17 protein-coding genes, 1 pseudogene and 2 riboswitches are annotated in these 24,423 nt (G+C 69.8%); of the genes and pseudogenes, 10 read left to right on the top strand and 8 right to left on the bottom strand.

The features are described from left to right. Positions 1-46: 46 nt before the first annotated feature. Positions 47-1,069 (bottom strand): polysaccharide deacetylase family protein, encoded by a 1,023-nt coding sequence (locus tag AB0C20_RS07685; RefSeq protein ID WP_357185746.1) that lies wholly within the window; start codon positions 1,067-1,069, stop codon positions 47-49. A 452-nt stretch (positions 1,070-1,521) separates the two neighbouring features. Here AB0C20_RS07685 and AB0C20_RS07680 point away from each other — a divergent pair, with 452 nt between their 5' ends. The 3 genes from AB0C20_RS07680 to AB0C20_RS07670 all read left to right on the top strand — a co-directional run bounded on the left by AB0C20_RS07680 (position 1,522) and on the right by AB0C20_RS07670 (position 9,246). After that, positions 1,522-2,601 carry a glycoside hydrolase family 19 protein gene (locus AB0C20_RS07680; protein WP_357185749.1) on the top strand — a complete coding sequence of 360 codons (1,080 nt, stop codon included), beginning with the start codon at positions 1,522-1,524 and terminating at the stop codon, positions 2,599-2,601. A 274-nt stretch (positions 2,602-2,875) separates the two neighbouring features. Further along, positions 2,876-8,491, top strand: a complete 5,616-nt coding sequence (locus tag AB0C20_RS07675) for a GH92 family glycosyl hydrolase (protein WP_357185752.1) — start codon at positions 2,876-2,878, stop codon at positions 8,489-8,491. A gap of 95 nt (positions 8,492-8,586) precedes the next feature. Further along, the gene (locus tag AB0C20_RS07670; protein ID WP_357567608.1) at positions 8,587-9,246 is read left to right on the top strand and encodes a phosphotransferase; all 660 of its coding nucleotides are present in this window, start codon (positions 8,587-8,589) and stop codon (positions 9,244-9,246) included. Positions 9,247-9,289: 43 nt separating this feature from the next. Here the strand turns inward: AB0C20_RS07670 and AB0C20_RS07665 are convergent. The 4 genes and pseudogenes from AB0C20_RS07665 to AB0C20_RS07650 all read right to left on the bottom strand — a co-directional run. Then, positions 9,290-9,463, bottom strand: a pseudogene (locus tag AB0C20_RS07665) (TetR family transcriptional regulator); the annotation flags it as partial. 47 nt (positions 9,464-9,510) lie between these two features. Then, positions 9,511-10,107, bottom strand: coding sequence for a histidine phosphatase family protein (locus AB0C20_RS07660; protein ID WP_357567607.1), 597 nt, complete (start codon positions 10,105-10,107; stop codon positions 9,511-9,513). Continuing rightward, positions 10,104-10,874: a CbtA family protein gene (locus AB0C20_RS07655; RefSeq protein WP_357567606.1), complete on the bottom strand. Its 771-nt coding sequence runs from the start codon at positions 10,872-10,874 to the stop codon at positions 10,104-10,106. Before AB0C20_RS07655 ends, AB0C20_RS07660 begins: the two co-directional genes overlap by 4 nt. Beyond that, positions 10,865-11,068 carry a CbtB domain-containing protein gene (locus AB0C20_RS07650; protein WP_124822026.1) on the bottom strand — a complete coding sequence of 68 codons (204 nt, stop codon included), beginning with the start codon at positions 11,066-11,068 and terminating at the stop codon, positions 10,865-10,867. Before AB0C20_RS07650 ends, AB0C20_RS07655 begins: the two co-directional genes overlap by 10 nt. Positions 11,069-11,126: 58 nt before the next feature. Beyond that, positions 11,127-11,205, bottom strand: a riboswitch (cobalamin riboswitch). Between the two features lie 317 nt (positions 11,206-11,522). Here AB0C20_RS07650 and AB0C20_RS07645 point away from each other — a divergent pair. The 5 genes from AB0C20_RS07645 (at position 11,523) to AB0C20_RS07625 (ending at position 16,657) form a co-directional block, all read left to right on the top strand. Continuing rightward, on the top strand, positions 11,523-12,401 hold the full coding sequence (locus AB0C20_RS07645) for an amidohydrolase family protein (protein WP_357567605.1): 879 nt from the start codon (positions 11,523-11,525) through the stop codon (positions 12,399-12,401). A 321-nt stretch (positions 12,402-12,722) separates the two neighbouring features. After that, positions 12,723-13,730, top strand: coding sequence for an ABC transporter permease (locus AB0C20_RS07640; protein WP_357185768.1), 1,008 nt, complete (start codon positions 12,723-12,725; stop codon positions 13,728-13,730). 40 nt (positions 13,731-13,770) lie between these two features. Next, on the top strand, positions 13,771-14,823 hold the full coding sequence (locus AB0C20_RS07635) for an ABC transporter substrate-binding protein (protein WP_328654835.1): 1,053 nt from the start codon (positions 13,771-13,773) through the stop codon (positions 14,821-14,823). Next, entirely contained in the window at positions 14,823-15,641 is an 819-nt protein-coding gene (locus AB0C20_RS07630; RefSeq protein ID WP_357185772.1) for an ATP-binding cassette domain-containing protein, read from the top strand. The genes AB0C20_RS07635 and AB0C20_RS07630 overlap by 1 nt, the downstream gene beginning before the upstream one ends. Beyond that, positions 15,638-16,657, top strand: coding sequence for an aldo/keto reductase (locus AB0C20_RS07625; RefSeq protein WP_357185775.1), 1,020 nt, complete (start codon positions 15,638-15,640; stop codon positions 16,655-16,657). Before AB0C20_RS07630 ends, AB0C20_RS07625 begins: the two co-directional genes overlap by 4 nt. A 10-nt stretch (positions 16,658-16,667) precedes the next feature. Here the strand turns inward: AB0C20_RS07625 and AB0C20_RS07620 are convergent, their stop codons facing one another. Beyond that, on the bottom strand, positions 16,668-17,390 hold the full coding sequence (locus AB0C20_RS07620) for a FadR/GntR family transcriptional regulator (protein WP_328654832.1): 723 nt from the start codon (positions 17,388-17,390) through the stop codon (positions 16,668-16,670). A gap of 7 nt (positions 17,391-17,397) precedes the next feature. Beyond that, the gene (locus AB0C20_RS07615; protein ID WP_357185779.1) at positions 17,398-18,795 is read right to left on the bottom strand and encodes an enolase C-terminal domain-like protein; all 1,398 of its coding nucleotides are present in this window, start codon (positions 18,793-18,795) and stop codon (positions 17,398-17,400) included. 432 nt (positions 18,796-19,227) lie between these two features. Then, positions 19,228-19,445: riboswitch (cobalamin riboswitch) on the top strand. A 191-nt stretch (positions 19,446-19,636) separates the two neighbouring features. Between AB0C20_RS07615 and AB0C20_RS07610 the strand changes: the two genes are divergently transcribed. Then, positions 19,637-21,955, top strand: coding sequence for a ribonucleoside-diphosphate reductase subunit alpha (locus tag AB0C20_RS07610; RefSeq protein ID WP_357567610.1), 2,319 nt, complete (start codon positions 19,637-19,639; stop codon positions 21,953-21,955). 56 nt (positions 21,956-22,011) lie between these two features. After that, positions 22,012-23,007, top strand: coding sequence for a ribonucleotide-diphosphate reductase subunit beta (locus tag AB0C20_RS07605; protein ID WP_357185960.1), 996 nt, complete (start codon positions 22,012-22,014; stop codon positions 23,005-23,007). 461 nt (positions 23,008-23,468) lie between these two features. On the opposite strand, the gene AB0C20_RS07600 is transcribed toward AB0C20_RS07605, so the two are convergent. After that, a complete protein-coding gene (locus tag AB0C20_RS07600; RefSeq protein WP_357567604.1) occupies positions 23,469-24,383 on the bottom strand; it encodes a MerR family transcriptional regulator in 915 nt (304 codons plus the stop codon). Positions 24,384-24,423: the final 40 nt, after the last annotated feature.

The raw sequence follows: 24,423 nt of genomic DNA, 5'->3' as shown, positions 1-24,423 counted from the left end.
GTGGGTGCCGGGCGCACCCACCGCGCACGTCTCAACCTGGGCGATGTCAGCCCGAGGTGCAGGAGCGAATCTGTGGGCGGGCGCTGCTGTTGCCGTTGGTCATCGTGGTGAAGCCGAAGGTGTTGCCGCTGCCGTTGGACCGCATGGTCATGACTGTCCCACTGCTGTCCCAGGTGGCGGTGCCGTTCCAGATGGTGGTGACCCGCTGCGGCGAGGTGATGGCCACGACCACCGTCCACGTGCTGGCGCCGCTGACCGTCACCGACGTGTTGTACCGGTCGCCCCAGACGTTGGGGGTCGTGGCGGTCGCGGTGCAGGTGCCGCCGGCGGGCGGCGGGGTGGTGGTGGGCGGCGGGGTGGTTCCGTCCGGCGCGACGGCGCGCCCCGTCGACGGCGAGATCATTCCGGGACACAGGTTGCGGCTGGTCAGGTTCGCCATGATCTGTCCGATGGCGTCGCGGGTGTTCTGGATCCCGTCGTGCATCAGGATGACCTGACCGGCCTGGAGTCGGCTCGCGTTGGCCACGATCTGGCTGACGCTGGCGCCGTTCCAGTCCTGGGAGTCCACGTCCCAGAGGATCTGGCGCATGCCCAGTGACGACGCGACGGACTGCAACGTGGAGTTGGTCTCGCCGTACGGCGGCCGGAACAGCACCGGTCGGCTGCCGGTGGCCGACTGGATCGCCGAGCTGGTCTGGGAGAGGTCCGACTGCATCTGAGCCTGACTCATCGAGGTCATGTGGGCGTGGTTCCAGCTGTGGTTGGCCACCCACATGCCGGCGGCCACCTGTGCCTGCGCGGCCGACCGGTTGTTCTGGACGTTCTGCCCGACGTTGAACATGGTGGCCCGTACGCCGTTGGCTCGCAGCACGTTCAGCAGCGAGCTGGTGCTGCCGGTCGGACCGTCGTCGAAGGTGAGGCCGACGTAGCCGTTGCAGGCGGCGGCGCTCGACGGGGTGGAGGTGGCCGCGATGACGACGCCGCACATGGCGACGGCGGTGGCCAGGACGGCGAGCGCCGCGCGCAACCGCCTGGACCACAGGGCCGTGCGGGGGAAGAGCCTGCTCATCTGGTGTCCCTTCGCGCAGGCCCGGACGCGCCCGGGGGCGGGCAGCACAGTCCGGACAGGTGTGGATAAGTGGGTAGGTGGAGCGGAAACCGCAACGAAGCCGATCGCATTGACCCCAATGGATCGAAGTATTACAGCGGGAATTCCAACGCGTCAACAAGTTCCGGAACATCCTCGTAACAACTCAGGCGCCTCGCTCGGGGGTTGATCCAGGCGCGCCTCGGTTGGAGTGGGGTTCCGATGCCGCCTCGATCACGTCGATCGATCGGTCTGTTCGCGACGTGATCCGGAAAGTGGCCGGAATTATCGATCGTCGATCGCCGGGTCCACCGTCACGCCCGTCGTGCCCCGCCGCGCTGAATAGTAAAGATTGTGAACAGATGATGTTACAGTCATCTCGGTCGATATCCGCTCTGGTTTCGGCCAGTGAGGTCCCAGAAAGGAGTGATCCCATGACGAGACTGCGCGCGCTGGTCGCGCTGGCGGCACTGATCGTCGCCGGCGGGCTGGTTGCGGTCATCCCGGCCACCGCCGCGTCGGCGGCGGCCTGCTCGGCATCGTGGCAGGCCTCGGCCGTCTACTGGGGAGACGCCCAGGTCTCCCACAACGGCCGCAACTACCGGGCGAAGTGGTGGACCCAGAACGAGGCGCCGCCGGGCACGACCGGTGTCTGGGAGGATCTCGGCGCGTGCGGCGGGGGCACCACGCCGCCCACCGGCGGGACCTGTAGCTACCCGAACTGGACCGCCGGAACCTGGTACGCCACCGGGGCGATCGTGCGGTACACAAACGGTTCCTACTACATCGCCGAGCACGACAATCCGGGTTACGACCCCGTCGTGAGCACCTGGTACTGGGAGCCCTACACCTGTGGCGGTCAGCCACCGACCACCCCGCCGCCCACCAACCCGGGCGGCTTCGTGGTCACCGAGGCCCAGTTCAACCAGATGTTCCCAGGCCGCAACTCCTTCTACACGTACTCCGGGCTCGTCGCCGCCCTCAACGCCTACCCGGCGTTCGCGCGCAGCGGCAGTGCGACAGTCCAGCGTCAGGAGGCCGCGGCCTTCCTGGCGAACGTCTATCACGAGACCGGCGGGCTCGTGCACGTGGTCGAGCAGAACACCGCGAACTACCCGCACTACTGCGACCCCGGTCAGCCGTACGGCTGCCCCGCCGGGCAGGCCGCCTACTACGGTCGGGGGCCGATCCAGCTCAGTTGGAACTTCAACTACAACGCCGCTGGCAACGCCCTCAACCTGCCACTGCTGACCAACCCGTGGCTGGTGCAGACCGACGCCGCAGTGGCCTGGAAGACCGGTATCTGGTACTGGATGACCCAGAATGGGCCGGGCACGATGACCGCCCACAACGCGATGGTCAACGGCGCCGGGTTCGGCCAGACGATCCGCAGCATCAACGGCTCGATCGAGTGCAACGGCGGAAACCCCGCCCAGGTGCAGAGTCGCGTCACCAGGTACCAGCAGTTCGTCGGCATCCTCGGGGTGTCCGCCGGAGCCAACCTCTACTGCTGAACCGTGGCCGGGCCTCGGCGTACGTCGTCGGACGGCGTCGAGGCCCGCACCTCGACCGCCGGGGCCCGGTGAGGGCGTGCCCGTTTCGGCGTGATCAACCCGTTGACACGGCCGTGCTGCGCCCGGAACTATCAGCGGCAGTCCACCCGTCCCGGCTCCCGTTGCTCACGAACTCTCATGACAACGATGTCAGGGCTCCGACCCGCCACCCGATCCACACTGCCCAGACGTTCGACGTACTCGACCCGGTTCGAGTCGAAAGGCTCCGTCCCCCATGTCGCACACCCCCCTTGCGCGCTCCCTCTCACCCCGCCTGATCGCGGCGACAACAGCCGCCCTGCTACCGCTGGGCCTGCTCGTCGCCGCGCCCCTGGCGAACGCTGCCCCCAACCCCGCACCGCCGGGCAACTTCACCTCCTCGTTCGAGTCCGCCGACCCGCAGCCCGCCACCAGCACCGCTGAGGTCGGCCCGAACGGTAAGCCGGTCCAGGCCAACCTGAGTGGCACTGTCGCATCGCTGCCCGGCAGCCTGCTCGGCCAGGTCAGTGCCGTGACCGCGAGCGACGAGAACCCGCCACGGGAGATCGCCGCGAACCTCACTGACGACGATCCGTCGACCAAGTGGCTCGTGTTCGCGTCCACCGGCTGGGTGACCTACCAACTCGCCAAGCCGGCGACGGTGGCGCGCTACTCGCTGACCGCTGCCGACGACGCGCCGACCCGGGACCCGAAGGACTTCGTCGTCCAGGGGTCGAACGACGGCAGCACCTGGACCGACCTGGACAAGCGCGCCGGCGAGAAGTTCAGCGGGCGTTTCGCCACCAAGACGTACAGCTTCACCAACCCGAACGCCTACGGCTTCTACCGCCTCAACGTCACAGCTAACTCCGGTGACTCGCTCGTGCAGCTCGCCGACTGGAACATCAGCGACGGCTCGGACGTCCGCCCGCCGGCCACCCCCATGGTCAGCGAGGCGACCGCCGGCCCGAACGGCGGCTACACCACGAAGCCGGACGTCGGGTTCACCGGGCTGGCCGCGCTGCGCTACTCCGGCGGCGCCGAGGGCAACGGCCGGTCGTACGCGACGAACAAGCTCTTCGACGTCACCATCCCGGTCGGGCCGAAGACCCGACTGTCGTACAAGATCTTTCCCGAGTTCACCAATGGCGACGGGCGGTACCCGTCCACCTACACCGCCGTCGACCTGCACTTCACCGACGGCAGTTACCTCAGTGGTCGCTCGCCCGCCGACCAGCACGGCTACCCGCTGACGGGCGCCGGTCAGGGCGCCTCGAAGGTGCTCTTCGCCGACCAGTGGAACCTGGTGCAGGCCGACCTGGGCACCGTCGCGCGGGGCAAGACGATCGACCGCATCCTGCTCGCGTACGACAATCCGCAGGCCACCGGGGAGACCCGGTTCCAGGGTTGGCTCGACGACATCGAGTTGACGGCCGCCCCGGCGTCGATCGACGGCTCGAAGCTGACCAACTACGTCGACACCCGACGGGGCACCAACTCGACGGGCGGCTTCTCGCGCGGGAACAACCTGCCGATCACCGCAGTGCCGAACGGGTTCAACTTCTTCACCCCGGTGACCGACGCGACCTCCGACTCGTGGGAGTACGAGTACCACCGGAAGAACAACGAGGCCAACCTGCCCATGCTTCAGGGCCTCGCGATCTCCCACGAGCCCAGCCCCTGGATGGGTGACCGTAACCAGATGTCCGTCATGCCGGTCGTCGGTGGAGGTCCGCTCACCGGTCAGCCCGCCAGTCGTGCTGTCGCCTTCAGTCACGACGACGAGACGGCGCAGCCGGACCTCTACCGGGTCACGCTCCAGAACGGCCTGGTCACGGAGATGTCGCCCACCGACCACGCCGGGATCATGCGGTTCACCTTCCCCACCGGGCAGGCGACCGGAAGCCTCGTCTTCCACAACGGCACGTTCACCATCGGCACGGACGGGACGTTCACCGGTTGGGTCGACAACGGAAGCGGCCTGTCGGCCGGTCGTAGCCGGATGTTCGTCTCCGGCGCCTTCGACCGGGCGCCGACGGCGTCCGCCGCGACCTCTGCCACCTTCGACATCTCCGGCTCGCGGGAGGTGACGATGCGTCTCGCCACGTCGTTCCTCTCCGTGGACCAGGCGCGCCGCAACCTCGATCTCGAGGTCACCGGCAAGAGCTTCGACCAGATCCACTCCGCAGCGACGGCCGCGTGGAAGGACCGGCTCGGCCGGGTCGAGCTGCGGGACGCCACCGAGTCGCAGTTGGTCACGATGTACTCGAACCTGTACCGGCTGAACCTCTACCCGAACTCGCAGTCGGAGAACACCGGCACCGCCGCCGCGCCGCGCTGGCAGTACGCGAGCCCGGTCTCGGCGCCGACCGGCGCGTCCACCCCCACCCGGACCGGCGCGAAGATCGTCGACGGACAGATCTACGTCAACAACGGCTTCTGGGACACCTACCGCACCGTGTGGCCCGCCTACGCGCTGCTGTACCCGGACGTCGCCGCGAAGATCTCCGACGGGTTCGTCCAGCACTACCGCGACGGCGGCTGGATCGCCCGCTGGTCGTCCCCCGGCTACGCCGACCTGATGACCGGCACCAGCGCGAACGTGGCGCTGGCCCAGGCGTACCTCACCGGGGTCAAGCTGCCCGACCCGCTCGCGGCGTACGACGCGGCCGTCAAGGACGCGACGGTGGCGTCCGGACGCAGCGCGGTCGGGCGTAAGGGCATCGAGAGCTCCCTGTTCCTCGGCTACACGCCGACGTCCACCGGGGAGTCGGTGTCCTGGGCGCTGGAGGGCTACATCAACGACTTCGGCATCGGCAACATGGGCGCGGCGCTCGCCAAGGACCCGGCCACGCCGAAGTCCGAGCGCGCCCGGCTCAAGGAGGAGTCGCGGTACTTCCTGGAGCGGGCCCGCAACTACGTCCACCTCTTCGACCCGAAGACGAAGCTCTTCCAGGGCCGCGACGCCGCCGGCAACTTCCTCGCCGGTGACCCGCTGGACTGGGGTGGCGTCTACACCGAGACCAACGGGTGGAACTTCGCGTTCACCGCTCAGCAGGACGGCCAGGGCCTGATCAACCTGTACGGCGGGCAGAAGGCGCTGCGGGACAAGCTCGACGCGTTCTTCACCACCCCGGAGAACGCCGACCGCCCCGGTGGGTACGGCGGCGTCATCCACGAGATGCTCGAAGCGCGCGCGGTGCGGATGGGTCAGCTCGGCATGAGCAACCAGCCGTCGCACCACATCCCGTACATGTACAACGTCGCTGGAGCGCCGGCCAGGACCCAGGAGACGGTACGGGAGATTCTGCGCCGTCTCTACGTCGGCAGTGAGATTGGCCAGGGCTACCTGGGCGACGAGGACAACGGTGAGATGTCGTCCTGGTACATCCTCAGCTCGCTGGGCATCTATCCGTTGCAGGCCGGGTCGTCCGAGTGGGCGATCGGCTCGCCGCAGTTCACCCGGATGACAGTGCGCCGCAGCAGCGGTGACATCGTCGTCAACGCGCCGAACAACAGCGCGGCGAACGTCTATGTGCAGGACGTGAAGGTCAACGGCAAGAAGCAGCGCGGCCTGTCAGTGGATGTGGCGGCGCTCGCCAAGGGCGGCACCATCGACTTCCAGATGGGCTCCCGGCCGTCGTCGTGGGGCACCGGCAGGAACGACGCGCCGCCGTCGCTGACCAAGGGTGACGGGGTGCCGAAGCCGTTGCAGGACGTCAGCGGCCCCGGTCTCGGCACCGCGACCGCTACCGGCGGTCAGGACGCGTCGAAGCTATTCGACGACTCGTCGACCACGCAGCTGACCTTCGCCTCGGCGACCCCTCAGATCACCTGGGCCTTCCGTGGTGGCAAGCAGAAGCCGAAGTACTACACCGTCACGTCCGGGGCCGCTGCCGGCGATCCGGCGGACTGGCGCCTGCAGGGCTCCAACGACGGCCTCACCTGGACCACTGTGGACTCCCGCGCCGGCCAGGTGTTCCCGTGGCGCAACCAGACCCGCCCGTACTCGATCGACAAGCCGGGACGGTTCGCTCAGTTCCGCCTCGCCGTCACGAAGACCGTCGGGGCCGCGCAGACCACCCTCGCCGAGGTCGAGCTGCTCGCCGGAGGTGACCTCGACCTCGGGGGCGGCGACATCACCGTCACCGCCGCGGACGGCGTGCACGCGACCACCGGCGTAGCCGTCTCGGTGCCGTTGGCCACCGTCACCGGCGGCGACGCCAGCGGTTACCAGGCCACCATCGACTGGGGTGACGGCACGCCGGTCACCGCGGGCACCGTGACGTTGAGCTCGCGGGCCGTCTACCGCATCGGCGGGGCGCACACCTACACCACGCCCGGCTACCACCAGGCGAACGTTACGGTGACCGACGGCGAAAGCCAGAGCTCCGCGACGGTCGGCGTCGAGGTGGCGTACGCCCCGGCCTCCGGTCTCACCGCCGCGTTCGACAACGTCTGCGTCGGTGACGAAGGGGTCCTGGCGGCGGACTGTGACGCCAAGTCGTGGGCGTACTCACGGGCCGCCCTGGCGGCCGGTGGCGCCACCCAGGGCCAGGCCCAGCAGGTTCCCGGAACCGCGCTGCGGTTCACACTGCCGGTGATCCCGGCCGGGCAGCCGGACAACGCCACCGGCAACGGGGCGACAGTCGTCCTGGACCTTCCGGAGGACGCGAAGAGCATCTCGTTCGTCGGCGCCGGAACGCAGGGCAACCAGAGCACCACCGGCACGGCGACGTTCAGCGACGGCAGCACGGCCAGCATTCCGATCCAGTTGAGCGACTGGACGCTGGGCGGCAACGCCAACGGCACCCCGTCCTACGGCAACATCATCGTCGCCCGTACGGCGTACCGGTTGCAGGGCACGAGCCGCGACGGCGCCCAGCCGTTCCTCTTCGCCACCGCGCCGTACCAGATTCCGGCGGGCAAGACGCTGGTGTCGGTGACCCTGCCGACGCAGACCGGTGACCCTCGCTCGGCGGGTCGGATCCACGTGTTCGCCGTGGCCAACGACGGCACGCCCGCCCCTGCGCTGACGACAGCTGCCCCGAAGAACCAGACGGCCACCGCCGGGCAGGCCCTCGCGGCGAACCTCGGTGCGGTGACCGGCGGCGTTCCCGGTACGACGGGCTACCGCGCCCGCGTCCAGTGGGGCGACGGCACGGTTCCGGACGACGTGACGATCGGCGCGTCCGGTGCGATGAGCGGCCAGCACACCTACGCACGGGAGGGCACCTACACGGTGCGCGTCACCGCGTGGGACACGCTGTCGAGCAGCACCGGCTCCTTCACCGTGACAGTGGCTCGGGGCGGATCGCAGCCGGCGATCGCGCTGTCCGCGTCCGGCGCCGTCACCACCGGTGGCGCGATCGTTGTCACCGGCAGCGGCTTCGCCGCCGGCGAGCAGGTGACAGTCAGCGTCGGCACCGACCCGGGCCGGAGCATGAAGGTCGCGGCCTCCGCGACGGGAACGGTCCGCGCCTCGGTGCCGACCTCCGGTGACGCGCAACCCGGCCGGTACGCCGTCACCGCGACGGGTGCGTCCTCGCGTACGCCGGCCACGGCCACCGTCCAGGTGACCGGGCAGCCGGAGGCGCGGACCTACCAGCCGCGGGTGGCGCTGTTGACCACCTCGGGCCCGCGCGGCACGTCGATCATGGTCGACGGTTCCGGGTTCGCGCCGAACGAGGTGGTCACGATCGCCTTCGGGACCGGACTGGCGGTCAGCACCGTGCGCGCGAACGGTGACGGCGTCATCTCCGGCGCGACGGTCAGCGTTCCGGGTGCGGCGAAGGCGGGCGCGACAGGCGTCACGCTGGACGGCGCCACGTCGGCGACGAAGGTGTCCCGACCGTTCACCGTCACCGGCTAGCACCGAGCCGGGGACAGCGCAGCCGCGTGGGGCGGGCCGTGATCACGGCCTGCCCCACGCGCTTGTCGCGCAATCCACTGTTAGCGTCGTCTGCCATGGCCGATCACGCGCTGCTCGCCTCGGGGCGCGACGCCGACGTCTACGCGCTCGACGCGTCTCGGGTGCTGCGCCGCTACCGCCAGGGCGGGGACAGCGTGCCCGAGGCGGCGTTGATGGCGTACGTCGCGGCCGCCGGCTACCCGGTGCCCATGGTGTACGACGCCCAGGGACCCGACCTGGTGCTCGAACGCCTCGACGGCGAAACTCTCCTGGCGTCGACGCTCGCCGGGCGCACCGGCATCGGCGCGGCCGCCGACCTGCTCGTGGGCCTGCACGACCGCCTTCACAGCGTGCCGGTCCGGTTCAGCGCCGACCCGGCGGACCGCGTCCTGCACCTCGACCTGCATCCACAGAACATCATGGTGACCTCACGCGGGCCGGTGGTCATCGATTGGCGCAACGCGACCGAAGGGCCGCCCGACCTGGACGTGGCCATGACCGCTCTCATCCTCGCCGAGGTGGCGATCAGCACGGACCCGCAGCTCGCCGATCCTGCTCGGGACGGCCTCGATGCCTTTCAGCGACGCGCCGAGCCGCCCCGGGCCAGCCAACTACGGCACGCCGTGGGTCTGCGTCGGGTCGACCCCGCGCTGTCCGCCGTCGAGAAGGCCGCCCTGGGTCGCGCCGCCGCCCTGGTCCACGCCCGCGTCGGCTGAGGCAGAGCCGAGCCCCGGCCGGGCTCGGCGCCACGTTGACGCCCGCGTCGTCGGCGATGTCCCGGACGGTGGTGGCCGCGTAGCCGTCCCGGGCGAAGCGCTGGCGAGCGGCGTCGAGCAGCAACTGCCGGGTCTCGGCCGCGTCCCGACGGCGACGCTGGGCCGGTTCGCCGGCGGTGTGGCTGGTCGCGAGGACAGGCGGTTCTGCTGCTGTCACGACGCGTTCTGCAAGGGCTGCCCACCGACGCGGCGTTCGGTTCGACCTCAACCTGCTCGCGGCGCGCCCAGTCGGAGCTGCCAGCGTGCGCCCTGGCTGGTGAGCCGGACGACGGCCAGGGGCTCCACGTCCACCTGCCGGTACGTCGTCATCGGAAGACCGAGGGCGTGCACCACGGCGACCCGGATCACCAGTGGGTGGGTGACCGCGATGACGCGTCCGCCGGCTCGGTGCTGCTGGTCCAGCCAGCTTCCGACCCGATCCCGCACGGCCGTGACGGACTCACCGCCGTGGGGCGCGGAGTCCGGTGCGGACAGCCAGTCGTGCAGCGCCTGCGGCTGCGACTCAGCGATGTCCTCAAGCGACCGTCCGGACCAGCCCCCGTAGTCACAGTCGGCCAACGCCGTCTCGATCGTCGGCAGCAGGCCAAAGGCGTCGGCGGTCTGTCGGGCGGCCACCGCGGGGCTGGACAGGCAGGTGGCGTTCACGCCGAGGGGCCCACGCCGGTCCGCGCCCGCGCGGGCCTGGGCGAGGGCGGCCCGCAGGCCACCCTCGTCCAGGCCGTCGTCGACGCCGCCGAAGTGGGCGCGGCGCAGCGCGGCGGTGTGACCGTGGGCGACCAGCCGGAGGCTGGTGCCGGTCACGTGCCGGGCAGTGCGGTGCCGGCCCGGCGACGGCGCTCGCGGTGCATCAGGGCCGCGAACAGCAGGCCGATGCCGGTCCAGAGCACGACCTGGGTGCCGAGCGAGGCCAGTCGGAAACTCCACAGCAGGGTCGCCGGGAAGTCCGCCGGAACCTCCTGGAAGGACGGCATCACCACGTACGAGACTGCCGTGACCAGCAGGAACCCGCCCACGGCCGCGGCGGCGCGCAACCACGTCGGCGCCTGGCCGCCGACCGACCGGTAGCCCAGCGAGCCGGCCCACACGGCCACCAGCCCGAGCACCACCATCAACAGGTAGGTGACGGTCCGTTGGTTGATGGTGGCCGGGTCGCCGACCGCCGGTGGGTTCGCCGGGTACTTGAGGAACGGCACGATCACCGCGCCGACCAGCGCCGCACCGGCCAGCAGCAGACCCGACCGCCCGTCGTCGTCGCCGCGCCGTCGACGGGACAGCAGGACGTACGCCGTGGCCAGCAGGCCACCCATCGCGGCCCCGAACAGGCCGGTGGCCAGGAACAGGCCGCCGCGCTGACCCGTCCGGCTGACCAGGGCGTCCTCGTGATCGTGCGCACCAGCGGCGGGCTCGGCGTGCGTCGCCGCCTCCTCGATGGCGATGGCCGCCTCGACGTGCGGTTCGCCGGCGACGTACGCGAACGCTCCGGCCAGCAGGCCGGCGATCAGGCCGGCCAGCAGCCCGCGGACGAGGACGGCGAGGAACGGGGGAGCGGCGGTGGTGTTCAGTGGCACGGGACGCCCAGCAGGTGCCGGCCGTCGTGCATCAGCTCGTGCAGGTACATCCCGCTGCGCGACACCGCCCCCTGGTCGAAGGCGACGAGGTACGCCAGCAGGGTGAGCACTGCGACGGTCGCCAGAGCCGTCCACAGCAGACGGGCACTGCCAGCGGGGTGCACCACCGGCTGGCTGGAAGCGGAGCTAGACATGAATACACGAACCTCCCCAGGGATGACGCGTCCCCATCGCAAGGCTGCGGACGACCGAGCGTCCTGGCTCGCGGGCCCCGGTTGTGGTTGGGGAACGCTCACAGTGGCGCGACCGCGCCGGATTCACACCGGCTTCCCTCGCGTCGCCGCAGATAGTGGGTCGACGGTATCGGTGCCGCCTCAGGCGGTCAACCCGGGCCCCGCGCCCCGAACGCGTCCACATACCGGTAGGCCGACGAGGCGGATCGGCCGCAGGTGCCAGTGGATTCGTCAGACCAAAAGGCGACACTGCCGGAAGCTGGTCGTGACGCGCGTTCCGGGACTCAACAACAGTCTGTTACCGCTAACATGGTCAACCTGCCAGATCGACTCTGTGGCTCCGGGTTGACCCGGAGGGCTCGATCAGCGGCTGGGCGGGGTGTGGGGTGGACGAGAACGCGCCAGGGCGGGTCCGGTGACGACCGGTGACGTCGCGCGACGACCGGGCATCGTCGACGCGCATCATCACCTCTGGGTCCGGGCGCGGCACCCACAGCCCTGGATCGATCCGCACACCATGGCCGCGATCGACGGCGACTTCACGCCGCTCGAGCTCGCCCCGGCGACCCGGGCCGCAGGGGTCACCCAGACCGTTGTCGTCCAGTCCGTCGCCGTTCGGTCGGAGACGCCGGAGCTGCTCGGCATCGCGGCCGACGACCCGCTCATCGCCGGGGTCGTCGGCTGGGTCGACCTCACCGCCGCCGATGTCGACCGTCGCCTCGCCCGACTACGAAGGGCGCGCGGAGGCGAACGGCTGGTCGGGGTCCGGCACCTGGTCCAGTCCGAACCCGACCCGACCTATCTCGACCGCCCCGACGTGCGGCACGGCATCGCGGCGGTCGGTGCCGCCGGACTCGCGTTCGACCTCCTGGTGCGCCACAGTCAGCTTCCGGCAGCCGCCCGGCTCGTCCGCGACATGCCGCAGGTGCGGTTCGTCCTGGACCACCTCGGCAAGCCCCCGCTCGGGCGCGCCGATCCCGGTGACTGGCGGCGCGACCTGCGGGCGCTCGCGGCCGAGCCCAACACGACGGCGAAGCTCTCCGGTCTGGTGACCGAGGTGCACGGCGGGCCCTGGACGACGGCCGACCTGCGGCCCGCAGTCGAGCACGCCCTCGACGTGTTCGGGCCGGATCGGCTGATGTTCGGCTCGGACTGGCCGGTGTGCCTGCTCGCCACCTCGTACACCCGATGGGTCACCGTCCTCGGTGACCTGCTGGACCCGCTGTCCGATGACGAGCGGGCCGCGATCTGGCGCCAGACCGCCGGCCGAGTCTACCGGCTGGCCCCGTCCTGAGGCTGCAGCGCTTTTCGACCTGGGGACATAGGATGTTATCGATAACATGCTAGCGGCTGCAGTCGATGTCGATTTGGTCTGACGTATGGCTTCGGTGGTGCAGGTAACGATGGCAAAACATGCTCGCAAGACCTTGGCAACATACGTGAATGCGTGGCAAGGTAACGCCTGATCGTGGGAAACATCCGACCTATCCCCAAGGGGTGTGCGGGCGCCTAGCCGCACCACCATCCGAGCGGGGTCGGTCGCTCACAGGCGTTCGGCTCGTCGGCGGGTCCCCGTCGGGCGCCGGCGCCACGCTTGGGGAGGTCAGGGCCGACGATGAGTAGCGCCGAGGCAACCGCCGACACGCAGCGCGGCGAACTCAGCGACTGGTTCCGGGAACGGATCTCCCACGCCGTCTCCGAGTTCACCGCCGCGACCGCGCTGGTCGTCCTGTTCATCGCCCTGACCTTCGCGAGTCCGTACTTCCTGACGGCGGACAACCTCTTCAACATCGGGGCCCAGACGGCGGTCATCGCCATCATCGCCACGGCCCAGACGATGGTCATCATCACGAAGGGCATCGACCTGTCCGTGGGATCGGTCGCCGCGCTCGCCGGTGTGTTGGGCGCGATGGTCGTGCGCGACCTCGGCTTCTCGCTCTGGGCGGCGACGGCGGTCGCGATCGGCGTCGGCGCGCTGGCGGGGCTGTTGAACGGGCTGCTGGTGACTGTGGCCCGGATTCCGCCGTTCATCGCGACGCTGGGGACGATGTCCGTGGGCCGCGGCCTTGTCTTCATCATCACCGGCGCCGTCGGCGTCTACGGCCTGCCCCGGTCCTTCCAACTACTCGGCAACGGGCAGATCCTCGGCATCCCGTTCGCCGTGGTGATCACCGTCCTGGTCGCCGTCGGGGTCGCCTTCCTGCTCTCCCAGACCCGCTTCGGTCAGTACACCTACGCGATGGGCTCCAATCTGGAAGCGGCGCGCCGCTCCGGCATCCGGGTCGGGCGGCACCTCACCGGGGTGTACGTGCTGGCCGGCGTGCTGGTCGGGCTGGGCGGCATGATCGCGGCCTCCCGGGTCAACTCCGGCCAGCCCAACTACGGGATCTCGCTGGAGCTCGACGTCATCGCCGCCGCCGTCATCGGCGGAGCCAGCCTGTTCGGCGGGCAGGGCCGCATCGTCGGGACCATCATCGGCGCGTTCCTCATCGCCCTGGTCCGCAACGGCGCCGTCCTACTCGACATCAGCATCCACTACCAGCAGGTGATCGTCGGCGTGATCATCTGGGCCGCCGTCTACTTCGACCAGTACCGCCGCCGGCGGCTGGAATCACGGGGTTGACATGCCATTTCGAGAGTCCGAACGAGAAGGGACACACACCATGGCACACACCACCACCAGCCGGCGGACGCGAGGACGACTCCTGCGCGCGCAGGCGATCCTGGCCGCGGCAGCGGCGACCGCTCTGCTCAGCGCCTGCGGCGGGGTCGAGGTCCGGGACGGCGGCGACGGCGCGACCAAGGACGCGAGCGGCCCGTTGAAGCTCGCAGTCGTACCCAAGGCGGTCGGGGCCGACTACTGGAACACGGTCAAGGCCGGCGCCGAGTGCGCCGCGCAGCGCGCGGGGGACGTCACCGTCCAGTGGGACGGGGTGACCGCCGAGACCGACGTCGAGGGCCAGGTCAACCTGATCCAGAACTTCGTCACCAAGAAGGTCGACGGCATCGTCTACGCGGCGACCGACTCCAGCGCGCTGGCACCGGCGACCGACAAGGCGCTCAGCGCCAACATCCCGGTTGCCATGATCGACTCTGGCACCAGCCCGCAGCCCTCGAACGTGCCCCTCTTCGCCACCGACAACCGTGCGTCGGCGACCGAGGCGGCGAAGCTGCTCGCCACCGAACTCGGCCCCGGCAACCACGAGGTGGCGCTCGTCGAGTTCCAGCCCGGATCGCAGACCAACACCGAGCGGGTCGACGGCTTCAAGGCCGGCCTCGCCCAGTACCCCAACCTGAAGTTGGTCGGCCAGCAGCCGAGCCGCAGTGACGTCAACGAGGCCCGACGGGTCACCGAGAACATCCTCACCGCCAACCCCAAGCTCGCCGGCGTCTTCGCCGCCAACGAGCCGAGTGTGCTCGGTGCCGCGCAGGCCATCCAGGCGGCCGGCAAGTCCGGCAAGGTGGTCATCATCGGCTGGGACGCGGCCCCGGACGAGATCGCCGGGGTGCGCAACGGCCAGATCTCGGCGCTGGTGGTGCAGAACCCGTTCAAGATGGGCTACTTCGGCGTCGACAAGATGGTCAAGCACCTCCGGGACAAGGCGCCGCTGGCATCGGCCGACACCGGCGTCACGTTCGTCACCAAGGAGAACATCGACTCGGCGGAGATCAAGGCGGTGCTCGAGCCCAGCTGCGCCAACCCGCCGGTGCAGTGATGGTCGCAATCCCCACAACCACCGCGGACAGCGATCAGCAACCCACCGAGGCGGAACCGCCGGTCCTCGAAGCCCGCGGCATCGTCAAGCGGTTCGGGCACGTCGAGGCGCTGCGTGGCGCCGACTTCACGGTCCGCCGCGGTGAGGTCGTCGCGCTGATCGGTGACAACGGCGCCGGCAAGAGCACCCTGATCAAGACCCTGTCCGGTGTGCACCCACCCGACGAGGGCGAGATCAGGGTCGGCGGTCGCCCGGTCCAGTTCTCCACTCCGGTCGATGCCCGACGAGCGGGGGTGGAGACGGTCTACCAGGACCTCGCCGTCGCCGACGACCTCAGCGTGGCCGCCAACCTGTATCTCGGCCGGGAGATCCTTCGCTCCGGACCACTCGGCCGGCTCGGGCTGTTGGACAAGCGCGCCATGCGCCACGGCGCCGCCGCCGCCCTGGACGAACTCGGCGTACGCATCCCTCGGGTCACCACCCCGATCGCGATGCTCTCCGGTGGTCAGCGGCAGTGCGTGGCGGTGGCCCGCGCCATCATCTGGGCGACCAACGTGGTCATCCTCGACGAGCCCACAGCGGCCCTGGGCGTGGTCCAGACCGGGCGGGTGCTCGACGTCGTCCGGCGCGCCCGCGACGCCGGCATGTCGGTGGTGCTGGTGAGCCACAACATGCCGCAGGTGCTCGAGATCGCCGACCGGGTCGAGGTCCTGCGCCTCGGTCGGCGCGCTGCCCAACTCCGCGCCGACGAGGTCACCACCGACGATCTGGTCGCGGCGATGACCGGCAGCACCAACGTGGATCGGGAGGAACGGTGACGGCTGTCGCCCAGCGGGATGCACGCGATCCCGCCCGTCCGGCGACCCGCAGCGGCGTCGTGCCGCCGCTGCGGCTGAGCCCACTGGGCTTCGGCGCCTCGCAGGGCGGCAATCTCTACCGGGCGACCTCGGACGAGCAGTTCGCCGCCGCCGTGGACACCGCCTGGGCAGGCGGCATCCGATACTTCGACACGGCACCGCACTACGGCCTGGGCCTGTCCGAGCGACGCCTGGGCGCGGCCCTGCGCTCCCGCCCGCGCGGCGAGTACGTGGTGTCGACGAAGGTCGGCCGGCTGCTCGTGCCGTCACCGGAGACGGCGCACCGGCGGGACCCGGAGGGGTTCGCCGTTCCCGCCGACCACCGCCGGGTCTGGGACTTCAGCCGCGACGGCGTACGCCGTTCCCTGGAGGCGAGCCTTCGGCGCACCGGCCTGGACCGGATCGACGTGGTGTACCTGCATGATCCGGACGAGCATTGGGCGCAGGCCGCGCACGAGGCGATCCCGGCGCTGGTGGAGCTGCGGGAGCAGGGCGTCATCGGTGCCGTCGGTGCGGGGATGAACCAGTCAGCGATGCTGGCCCGCTTCGTTGCGGAGACCGACGTGGACGTGGTGATGTGCGCCGGCAGGTACACCCTGTTGGAGCAGGGCGCGCTGACCGACCTGCTGCCCGTCGCGCAGGCCCGCCACGTCGGTGTGGTGGTCGCCGGTGTCTACAACTCCGGGCTGCTGGCCCGGGACATGCCGCCGCCCGACGCCGTCTACGACTACCAGCAGGCGCCGGCAGAGGTGATCGACCAGGCCCGCCGGATAGCGCGGGTCTGTCAGATGTACGGCGTCACGCTGCCCCAGGCGGCGTTGGCGTTCGTCCGTCGTCACCCGGCCGTGGTCTCGACAGTGGTCGGCATGCGGGACGAGGCCCAGGTGGCCGAAACCCTGCGCCGGTCTGGTGGCGACGTCCCGGATCAGCTCTGGACGGCGTTGTACGACGAGGGACTGCTCGACGTGCAGCCGTGAGGGTCGGCCGTCACGACCGCGCCGTCACGATGCTGGCGTCAGCGTCGTCGGGTAACCCCTGCAACGACTCCTCCACGCCGATCAGGTGGTTGGCCATCCGGGTGCGCGCCCGCTCCGGGTCGCGCGCCACGAGGGCCTTCAGGATCGCCACGTGTTCGTGATGGGTGCGCAGGTCCGCGCCCTCCTCATGCAGACTCCGCCAGAGCCGGCCGCGGATGGTGCGCCCGGCGAACGCCTCGATCAGGCCGACGAGCACCGGATTCTCGGCGTGCACCGCGATGATCCGGTGGAAGGCGATGTCGATCTCCATGATCCGCTCGTGGTCCGGCGGTGACTGGCCGATCAACCGGGCCGCCTCGTCGAGCAGGTCACCCGCCTGGGCCAGGGCCTCGTCGGTGATCCTGGTCGCCGCCAGACAGGCGGCCTCGCACTCCAGCAGCCGGCGAACGGTGTGGATGTGCCGGGGGTCGCCCTGGCCCTGGAAGTCCACCACGAAACCCATCGGGGCCAGCAGTTGTGGCGCGTCGAGGTTGGTGACGTAGGTGCCGTCACCCTGGCGGATGTTGACGATGCCCAGGATCGACAGGGCCGACATCCCCTCGCGCAGCGACCCCCGCGAGACACCGAGCTGCTCGGCGAGGTCCTTCTCGATGGGCAACCGGTCCCCGGGCCGGAACTGCCCTTCGAGGATCATCCGCTTGATGCCGTTGACCACTTCGTCAGTGCGAGACATATTTCCCCTAGCGGCCGGCGGGGGTGGCCTTCCCACCCGCAGTCACGTACGCCGCCTCCGGAGATGACACGGTAGTCGGGTCTGTCGCGCCCCAGTAGTGGCCGTCGGGAAACCGGTAGAGCGCCACCGACTCCTGACGCATCCGAGTGGAGTAGCCGGGCTGGCTGGGCAGGACGTATCCGCTGCCGGAACCGGTGTCCCGGATGATGCACGGGTCGGTGAAGTGCTCGTGCAGATGGTCGACGAACTCGGTGACCCGGTTGGTGAGGTCTCCCGAGATCGCGACGTAGTCGAGCACCGACACGTGTTGGACCATCTCGCACAGGCCGACACCGCCGGCGTGTGGGCACACCGGGACGTCGAACTTCGCGGCGAGCAGCAGCACGGCGACGATCTCGTTGATGCTGGCCAACCGGCCGGTGTCGAGCTGGCAGAAGTCGATGGCCTCGGCCTGGAACAGCTGCTTGAACATCACCCGGTTGTGGCAGTGTTCGCCGGTGGCGACGCCGATCGGAGCGACGGCGCGGCGGACGGCTGCGTGGCCCAGGATGTCGTCGGGGCTGGTCGGCTCCTCGATCCACAGTGGCGTGAACTGGGCGAGGGCGGTGACCCAGTCGATGGCCTGACCGACGTCCCACACCTGGTTGGCGTCGATCATCAGGTTGCGATCCGGCCCGAGGATCTCGCGCGCGATAGCGCATCGGCGGATGTCGTCGTCGAGGTTTGCGCCCACCTTGAGCTTGACGTAGCCGTAGCCGGTGTCCACCGCCTCCTGGCACAGTCGGCGCAGCTTGTCGTCGCCGTAGCCGAGCCAACCCGCGGAGGTGGTGTAGGCGGGGTAGCCGGTGCGGTCGAGCTCGGCGAGGCGGGCGGCCTTCGTGCCCTCCTTGGCCCGCAGGATGGCCAGTGCCTCGTCGCGGGTCAGCGCGTCGGACAGGTAGCGCAGGTCCGCGATGTCGACGAGTTGCTCGGGGGACATGTCGACGAGCAGCCGCCACAGCGGCTTGTCGGCGACCCGGGCGACCAGGTCCCATGACGCGTTCAACACGGCCGCCAGGGACAGGTGGACGACGCCCTTTTCCGGGCCGAGCCAGCGCAGTTGCGAGTCGGAGGTGAGGAGGCGGTAGACCGCGCCCATGTCCGCTGCCATGGTCGCCACGTCCAGGCCCACCAGAAGCTGTGCCTGGTGGACTGCGGCCGCCGCGACGATGTCGTTGCCTCGACCGATGGTGAAGGTCAGGCCGTGCCCCGCGAGTGGCGCCCCCGCGCCGTCGACGCCGTCGGTGTGCAGGACGACGTAAGCCGCCGAGTAGTCGCCGTCCTTGTTCATGGCGTCTGACCCGTCAGCGGTCAGGGAGGTGGGGAAGCGGACGTCTTCGACGGTGACGGCAGTGATCTGCGGCATGCGCTCCTCGCCCGGCTAGGCTAAAGATCAGATGATCACTGGGAGTATACGGAGGGCTGCTCCAGCACGTCAACGATGTCGATCACCGCTGACCCGCAGACGTATGATGTTTGCGTCGCCGAGCCGCTCCGCCTTATCGCCCATCGTGCCGGTAGGCGGGGGAAGGTGGCGGGGGTGGCGGGGCGTGGAGATCGGATGTTCCACCTCGCGCCGAGGCATTGACGTCGACGTATGGGAGTACTTTGCGGTGCCGTGGCTCCGATACATCAAATCTTTGTCGACTGTCGACACTCGCGCGGAGAGTCCGGTCTCTGGTGCCCGGCCTCGGTCGGCGTGGGGTGGTTGGCCGCGGTGGTGACGGTGGTCACCGAGTGAGCAGCCGACACGCCCGAGACCGACATGTGGGGTGTGACAACGACTGCGTCCCTATATATGGTGTCGAGCGCAGCTGGTTCGGCCGCTCATCCAGTGCGGTCGAGGCAACAGGGAACCCGGTGGAAATCCGGGACTGTCCCGCAGCGGTGAGTGGGAACGACCGCCGTCATCAGCACTGGGCCACCAATCGGCCTGGGAAGCGACGGCCAGTAGGAGACCGGCGAGCCCGGTCGTGCCCGCGAGTCCGAAGACCTGCCAGCGCGCCGCGTACCCGCATCCGGGTGGGCGGCGGTCCGAGGCCGCGTGGGACGGCTGACGCCACCTGACCCACGCCGGGCTGGCGTGGCGTCCGTCGGTGTCTGTCTCCTCGCGTCCGGGCCACCAGGTCTCGAACTCCGAGGAGCGAGTGGTGACAGTCACCGAGGTAGTCCCGGCCAGCGGCGACGCGATCCTGCGGCGGACGCCGATGCGGGTCCGCAAGCGCGACGGCGGCACCGAACGAGTGGACGTGAACAAGATCGTCCGGGCGGTCGAGCGGTGGGCCGACGACCTGGCCGACGTCGATCCGATGCGGGTGGCCACCCGCACCATCAGCGGCCTCTACGACGGCGCGACCACTGCCGAACTGGACCGGCTGTCCATCCAGACCGCCGCCGAGATGATCGGTGAGGAGCCGCAGTACTCACGCCTCGCCGCGCGGCTGCTGGCCGGCTACGTCGACAAGGAGGTGCGTCGACAGGGCATCACCTCGTTCAGCGCGGCGATCCGGGTCGGCCACGCCGAGGGCCTGATCGGTGACGACACCGCCGCGTTCGTCGCCGCACACGCCGCGACGCTCGACCACGCCATCGACCCCGACGGCGACCGCCGGTTCGAGTACTTCGGCCTGCGCACCGTGTACGACCGCTACCTGCTGCGCCACCCCACCAGCCGACTGGTGCTGGAGACCCCGCAGTACTGGCTGCTGCGGGTGGCCTGCGGCCTGGCCCGGACGGCGGACGAGGCTGTCGGCTTCTACCGGCTGATGTCCAGCCTGGCCTACCTGCCCAGCTCACCGACCTTGTTCAACTCCGGCACCCGGCACACCCAGATGTCCTCCTGCTACCTGGTCGACTCCCCGCTCGACGAGCTGGACTCGATCTACCAGCGGTACGCCCAGGTCGCCAACCTGTCCAAGTTCGCCGGTGGCATCGGCATCGCGTACTCCCGGGTCCGCTCCCGGGGAGCGCTGATCCGGGGCACGAACGGGCAGTCCAACGGGATCGTGCCGTGGCTGCGCACGTTGGACGCGAGCGTCGCCGCGGTGAACCAGGGTGGCCGCCGCAAGGGCGCGGCCTGCGTCTACCTGGAGCCGTGGCACCCGGACATCGAGGAGTTCCTGCAACTGCGGGACAACACCGGCGAGGACGCCCGACGCGCCCACAACCTCAACCTGGCCAACTGGATCCCGGACGAGTTCATGCGCCGGGTCGAGGCCGACGAGCTGTGGTCGCTGTTCGACCCGCACGAGGTGCCCGAGTTGCCCGACCTGTGGGGGGAGCGGTTCGACGCCGCGTACCGGGAGGCCGAGGCGCAGGGCCGCTACGTGCGGCAGATCCCGGCACGGGAGCTGTACGGGAAGATGATGCGGACCCTCGCCCAGACCGGCAACGGCTGGATGACCTTCAAGGACGCCGCCAACCGGCTCTGCAACCAGACCGCCGAGCCGGGCAACGTGGTGCACCTGTCGAACCTCTGCACCGAGATCATCGAGGTGTCCAGTGACACCGAGACCGCCGTGTGCAACCTCGGCTCGGTGAACCTCGCCGCCCATCTCACCGCCGACGGCATCGACTGGGATCGGCTGCGCGCCACGGTGCGGACCGCTGTGACCTTCCTCGACCGCGTCATCGACATCAACTACTACCCGACCGCGCAGGCGGCGGCGAGCAACCCCCGCTGGCGGCCGGTCGGACTCGGACTGATGGGCCTACAGGACGCCTTCTTCGCGCTGCGGCTGCCGTTCGACTCGCCGGCCGCCCGGGAGCTGTCCACCCGGATCAGCGAGGAGCTGTACCTGACGGCGCTGGAGACCTCCGCCGACCTGGCGCGCGACTTCGGCGCGCACCCGGCGTACCCGCAGACCCGGGCCGCGCGGGGCCAGCTCCAGCCCGACCTGTGGGGTGTCGAGGGCACGCAGACCGCGCGGTGGGACGCGCTGCGTGAGCGGGTCGAGGCGTACGGGCTGCGCAACTCGCTGCTCGTGGCGGTCGCGCCGACCGCCACCATCGCCTCGATCGCCGGGTGCTACGAGTGCATCGAGCCGCAGGTGTCCAACCTGTTCAAGCGAGAGACCCTGTCCGGGGAGTTCCTCCAGGTCAACACCGCTCTGGTACGCGAGCTGAAGGCCCGCGGTCTGTGGACCGAGCGGGTCCGTTCGGCGATCAAGCGGGCGGAGGGGTCGGTGCAGGACATCGCCGAGCTTCCGGTCGGCGTACGGGAGCTGTTCCGCACCGCGTGGGAGCTGCCGCAGCGGGCGCTGATCGACCTGGCCGCCGCCCGCGCCCCGTTCATCGACCAGTCCCAGTCGCTGAACCTGTTCCTGGCCGCGCCGACCATCGGCAAGCTCTCCTCGATGTACCTGTACGCCTGGAAGGCAGGGCTGAAGACCACCTACTACCTGCGCTCGCGCCCCGCGACGCGGATCCAGCAGGCCACCGTCAGCGCCATCGCACCCGTCGTCGTCGACGCGGAGGCGCTGGCCTGCTCGCTGGAGAACCCCGAGTCGTGCGAGGCCTGCCAGTGACCCCCACCGACGCCGCCACCACAGACGCCAGCACCACCGACACGAGGACCACGCACATGCTGCTCGACCCCGGGATGGACCTCACTCTCCGCCCGATGCGCTACCCGCACTTCTTCGACCGGTTCCGCGACGCGATCCGCAACACCTGGACGGTCGAGGAGGTCGACCTGCACGCCGACCTCGCCGACCTGGACAAGCTGTCGCCGGCCGAACGGCACCTGGTCAGCCGCCTGGTGGCGTTCTTCGCCACCGGTGACACGATCGTCGCCAACAACCTGGTGCTCAACCTCTACCAGCACGTCAACAGCCCGGAAGGTCGCCTCTACCTGTCCCGCCAGCTGTTCGAGGAGGCAGTGCACGTCCAGTTCTATCTCAACCTGCTCGACACGTACGTGCCGGACGAGACCGAGCGCTTCGAGGCATTCGCGGCCATCGAGAACATCCCCTCGATCCGTCGTAAGGCCGAGTTCTGCTTCCGGTGGATCGACTCCCTGAACGAGCTGCGGGAGCTGCGGTCCCGCGAGGACCGGCGTACGTTCCTGCTCAACCTGATCTGCTTCGCGGCCTGCATCGAGGGGTTGTTCTTCTACGGCGCGTTCGCGTATGTCTATTTCCTGCGCTCCCGCGGTCTGCTGCACGGCCTCGCCTCGGGCACCAACTGGGTGTTCCGCGACGAGTCCATGCACATGGCGTTTGCGTTCGACGTCGTCGACACCGTTCGCGCCGAGGAGCCGGACCTGTTCGACGACGACCTCGCCGACCAGGTTCGCCGGATGCTCACCGAGGCGGTCGAGTGTGAGGTGCAGTTCGCCGAGGACCTGGTGGGCCAGGGCGTGCCCGGTCTGACGTTGGCCGACATGCGGGAGTACCTCCAGCACGTCGCCGACCGCCGCCTCGCCCAGCTCGGTATCGCGCCGCACTACGGGTCGAGCAACCCGTTCGGCTTCATGGAGTTGCAGGACGTGCAGGAGCTGTCCAACTTTTTCGAGCGGCGGGTGTCGGCGTACCAGGTCGGGGTGACCGGCACTGTCGCCTTCGACGACGACTTCTAGGCGGCGACCTCGGCCCACGCGTTGCCCGTGAGGACCGCCCCGTCCGCGCCGATCTTGCAGTTTCAGTTGCCGATATGCGCGCAATGCCCTTTTGTGTCGCAACAGGAAGTGCAAGATCGCGGGGAAGGGGCGGTCCGGTCTCGTCGATCATGGAGTTATGGTGCCTGATTTGGTGTTGTGCGGGCACTTTGTCACCGACCACAACTCCATCATCGACGAGGCAGCAGTGCGGGGTTGGCGAACAGCCAGTCCGTCGAGACGCGACGGTACTGGGCTACTTCTCATCAGTCGATCACGGAAGCGGCGCGCTCAGCTCTGGGCTGCTGCGACGTAGACACCTTTGCCTGGATGGCCCTCGACCAGCTCGCGGTCTTTGAGGATCGTCATGACCCGATCGATGGTGGAGTTTCGGCAGCCCAATCTGATCACGGTGAGCTGTGCGGCGCGTTCGACGCCGACTTCTAGGCGGCGACCGATCCGGGGGCCTGGCGCCGCTTGGTGAGCCACCGCATCACGTGCAGGGGGTGCGACGCCGGGTCCGGGATCGGGTGGAAGACGTGTTCGACAGCACCGTCGGCGACGATCAAGGTCAGCCGCTCGTAGAGCGTCATGTCGCCGGCGGCGCGGGTCGGCAGCCGCAGCGCCTCGGCCAGGGTCAGTCTCGGGTCGGGGATCAGCGGGTAGGGCAGCCGCAGCCGGTGCGCGAGTTCCCGCTGATACCCGGTCGACTGCGCGGACAGGCCGTACACCCGGGCGGCACCGGCCGCGCGGAGTTCCGCGTGGTGGTCGCGGAACCAGGCGGCCTGCTCGGTGCTGCCGCGGGCACCGTGGATCTCCAGCAGGCCGTTGGGCAGGTCCACACCCGGTCGTCCGGTCAGTGGGTAGACGAAGATGACGCTGCGCCCGGCCCCGAGCGCGCCGAGATCGACCGGGCGGCCGTCGGTGCCGTAGAAGGACAGCGGTGGCAACCTGACGCCGACCAGCGCGGTGGGGTCGGCGCCTTCGGCGGGAGTGCCGGGTACGACCTGGGTCGCGGCGGCGTCCAGGCGTGCGTCCAGCGCGTCCCGCTGGGCGGTCAACTTGCCGATCCGTTCCTGGAGGTTCGTGATGGTGCTGCGGTACGTGGCCACCGCCGCCGCGCACACGTCGGTGTCGTCGGAACCATCGGCGATCGACTCGACGAACGGGCGGGTCTCCTCGACGGTGAGGCCGAGCGCCATCAGCTCGCGGATCTGCGCCACCAGCCGCACCGCGATCGGGTCGTACTCCCGGTAGCCGTTGCTCAGCCGCCGGGGTACGACCAGCCCGGCCGACTCGTAGTAACGCAGTGCCCGGACCGTGGTTCCGGTCCGGCGTGCCAACTCACCCACCCGCATCCCGCGACCCTAAACCCGCACCCCGGGGTACGGGTCAACG

It is taken from the genome of Micromonospora sp. NPDC048843 (assembly GCF_040649965.1).
GTDB lineage: Bacteria > Actinomycetota > Actinomycetes > Mycobacteriales > Micromonosporaceae > Micromonospora > Micromonospora hortensis.
Note: the sequence above shows the minus strand (reverse complement) of the source record. Positions and strands in the feature narration are given on the sequence as shown.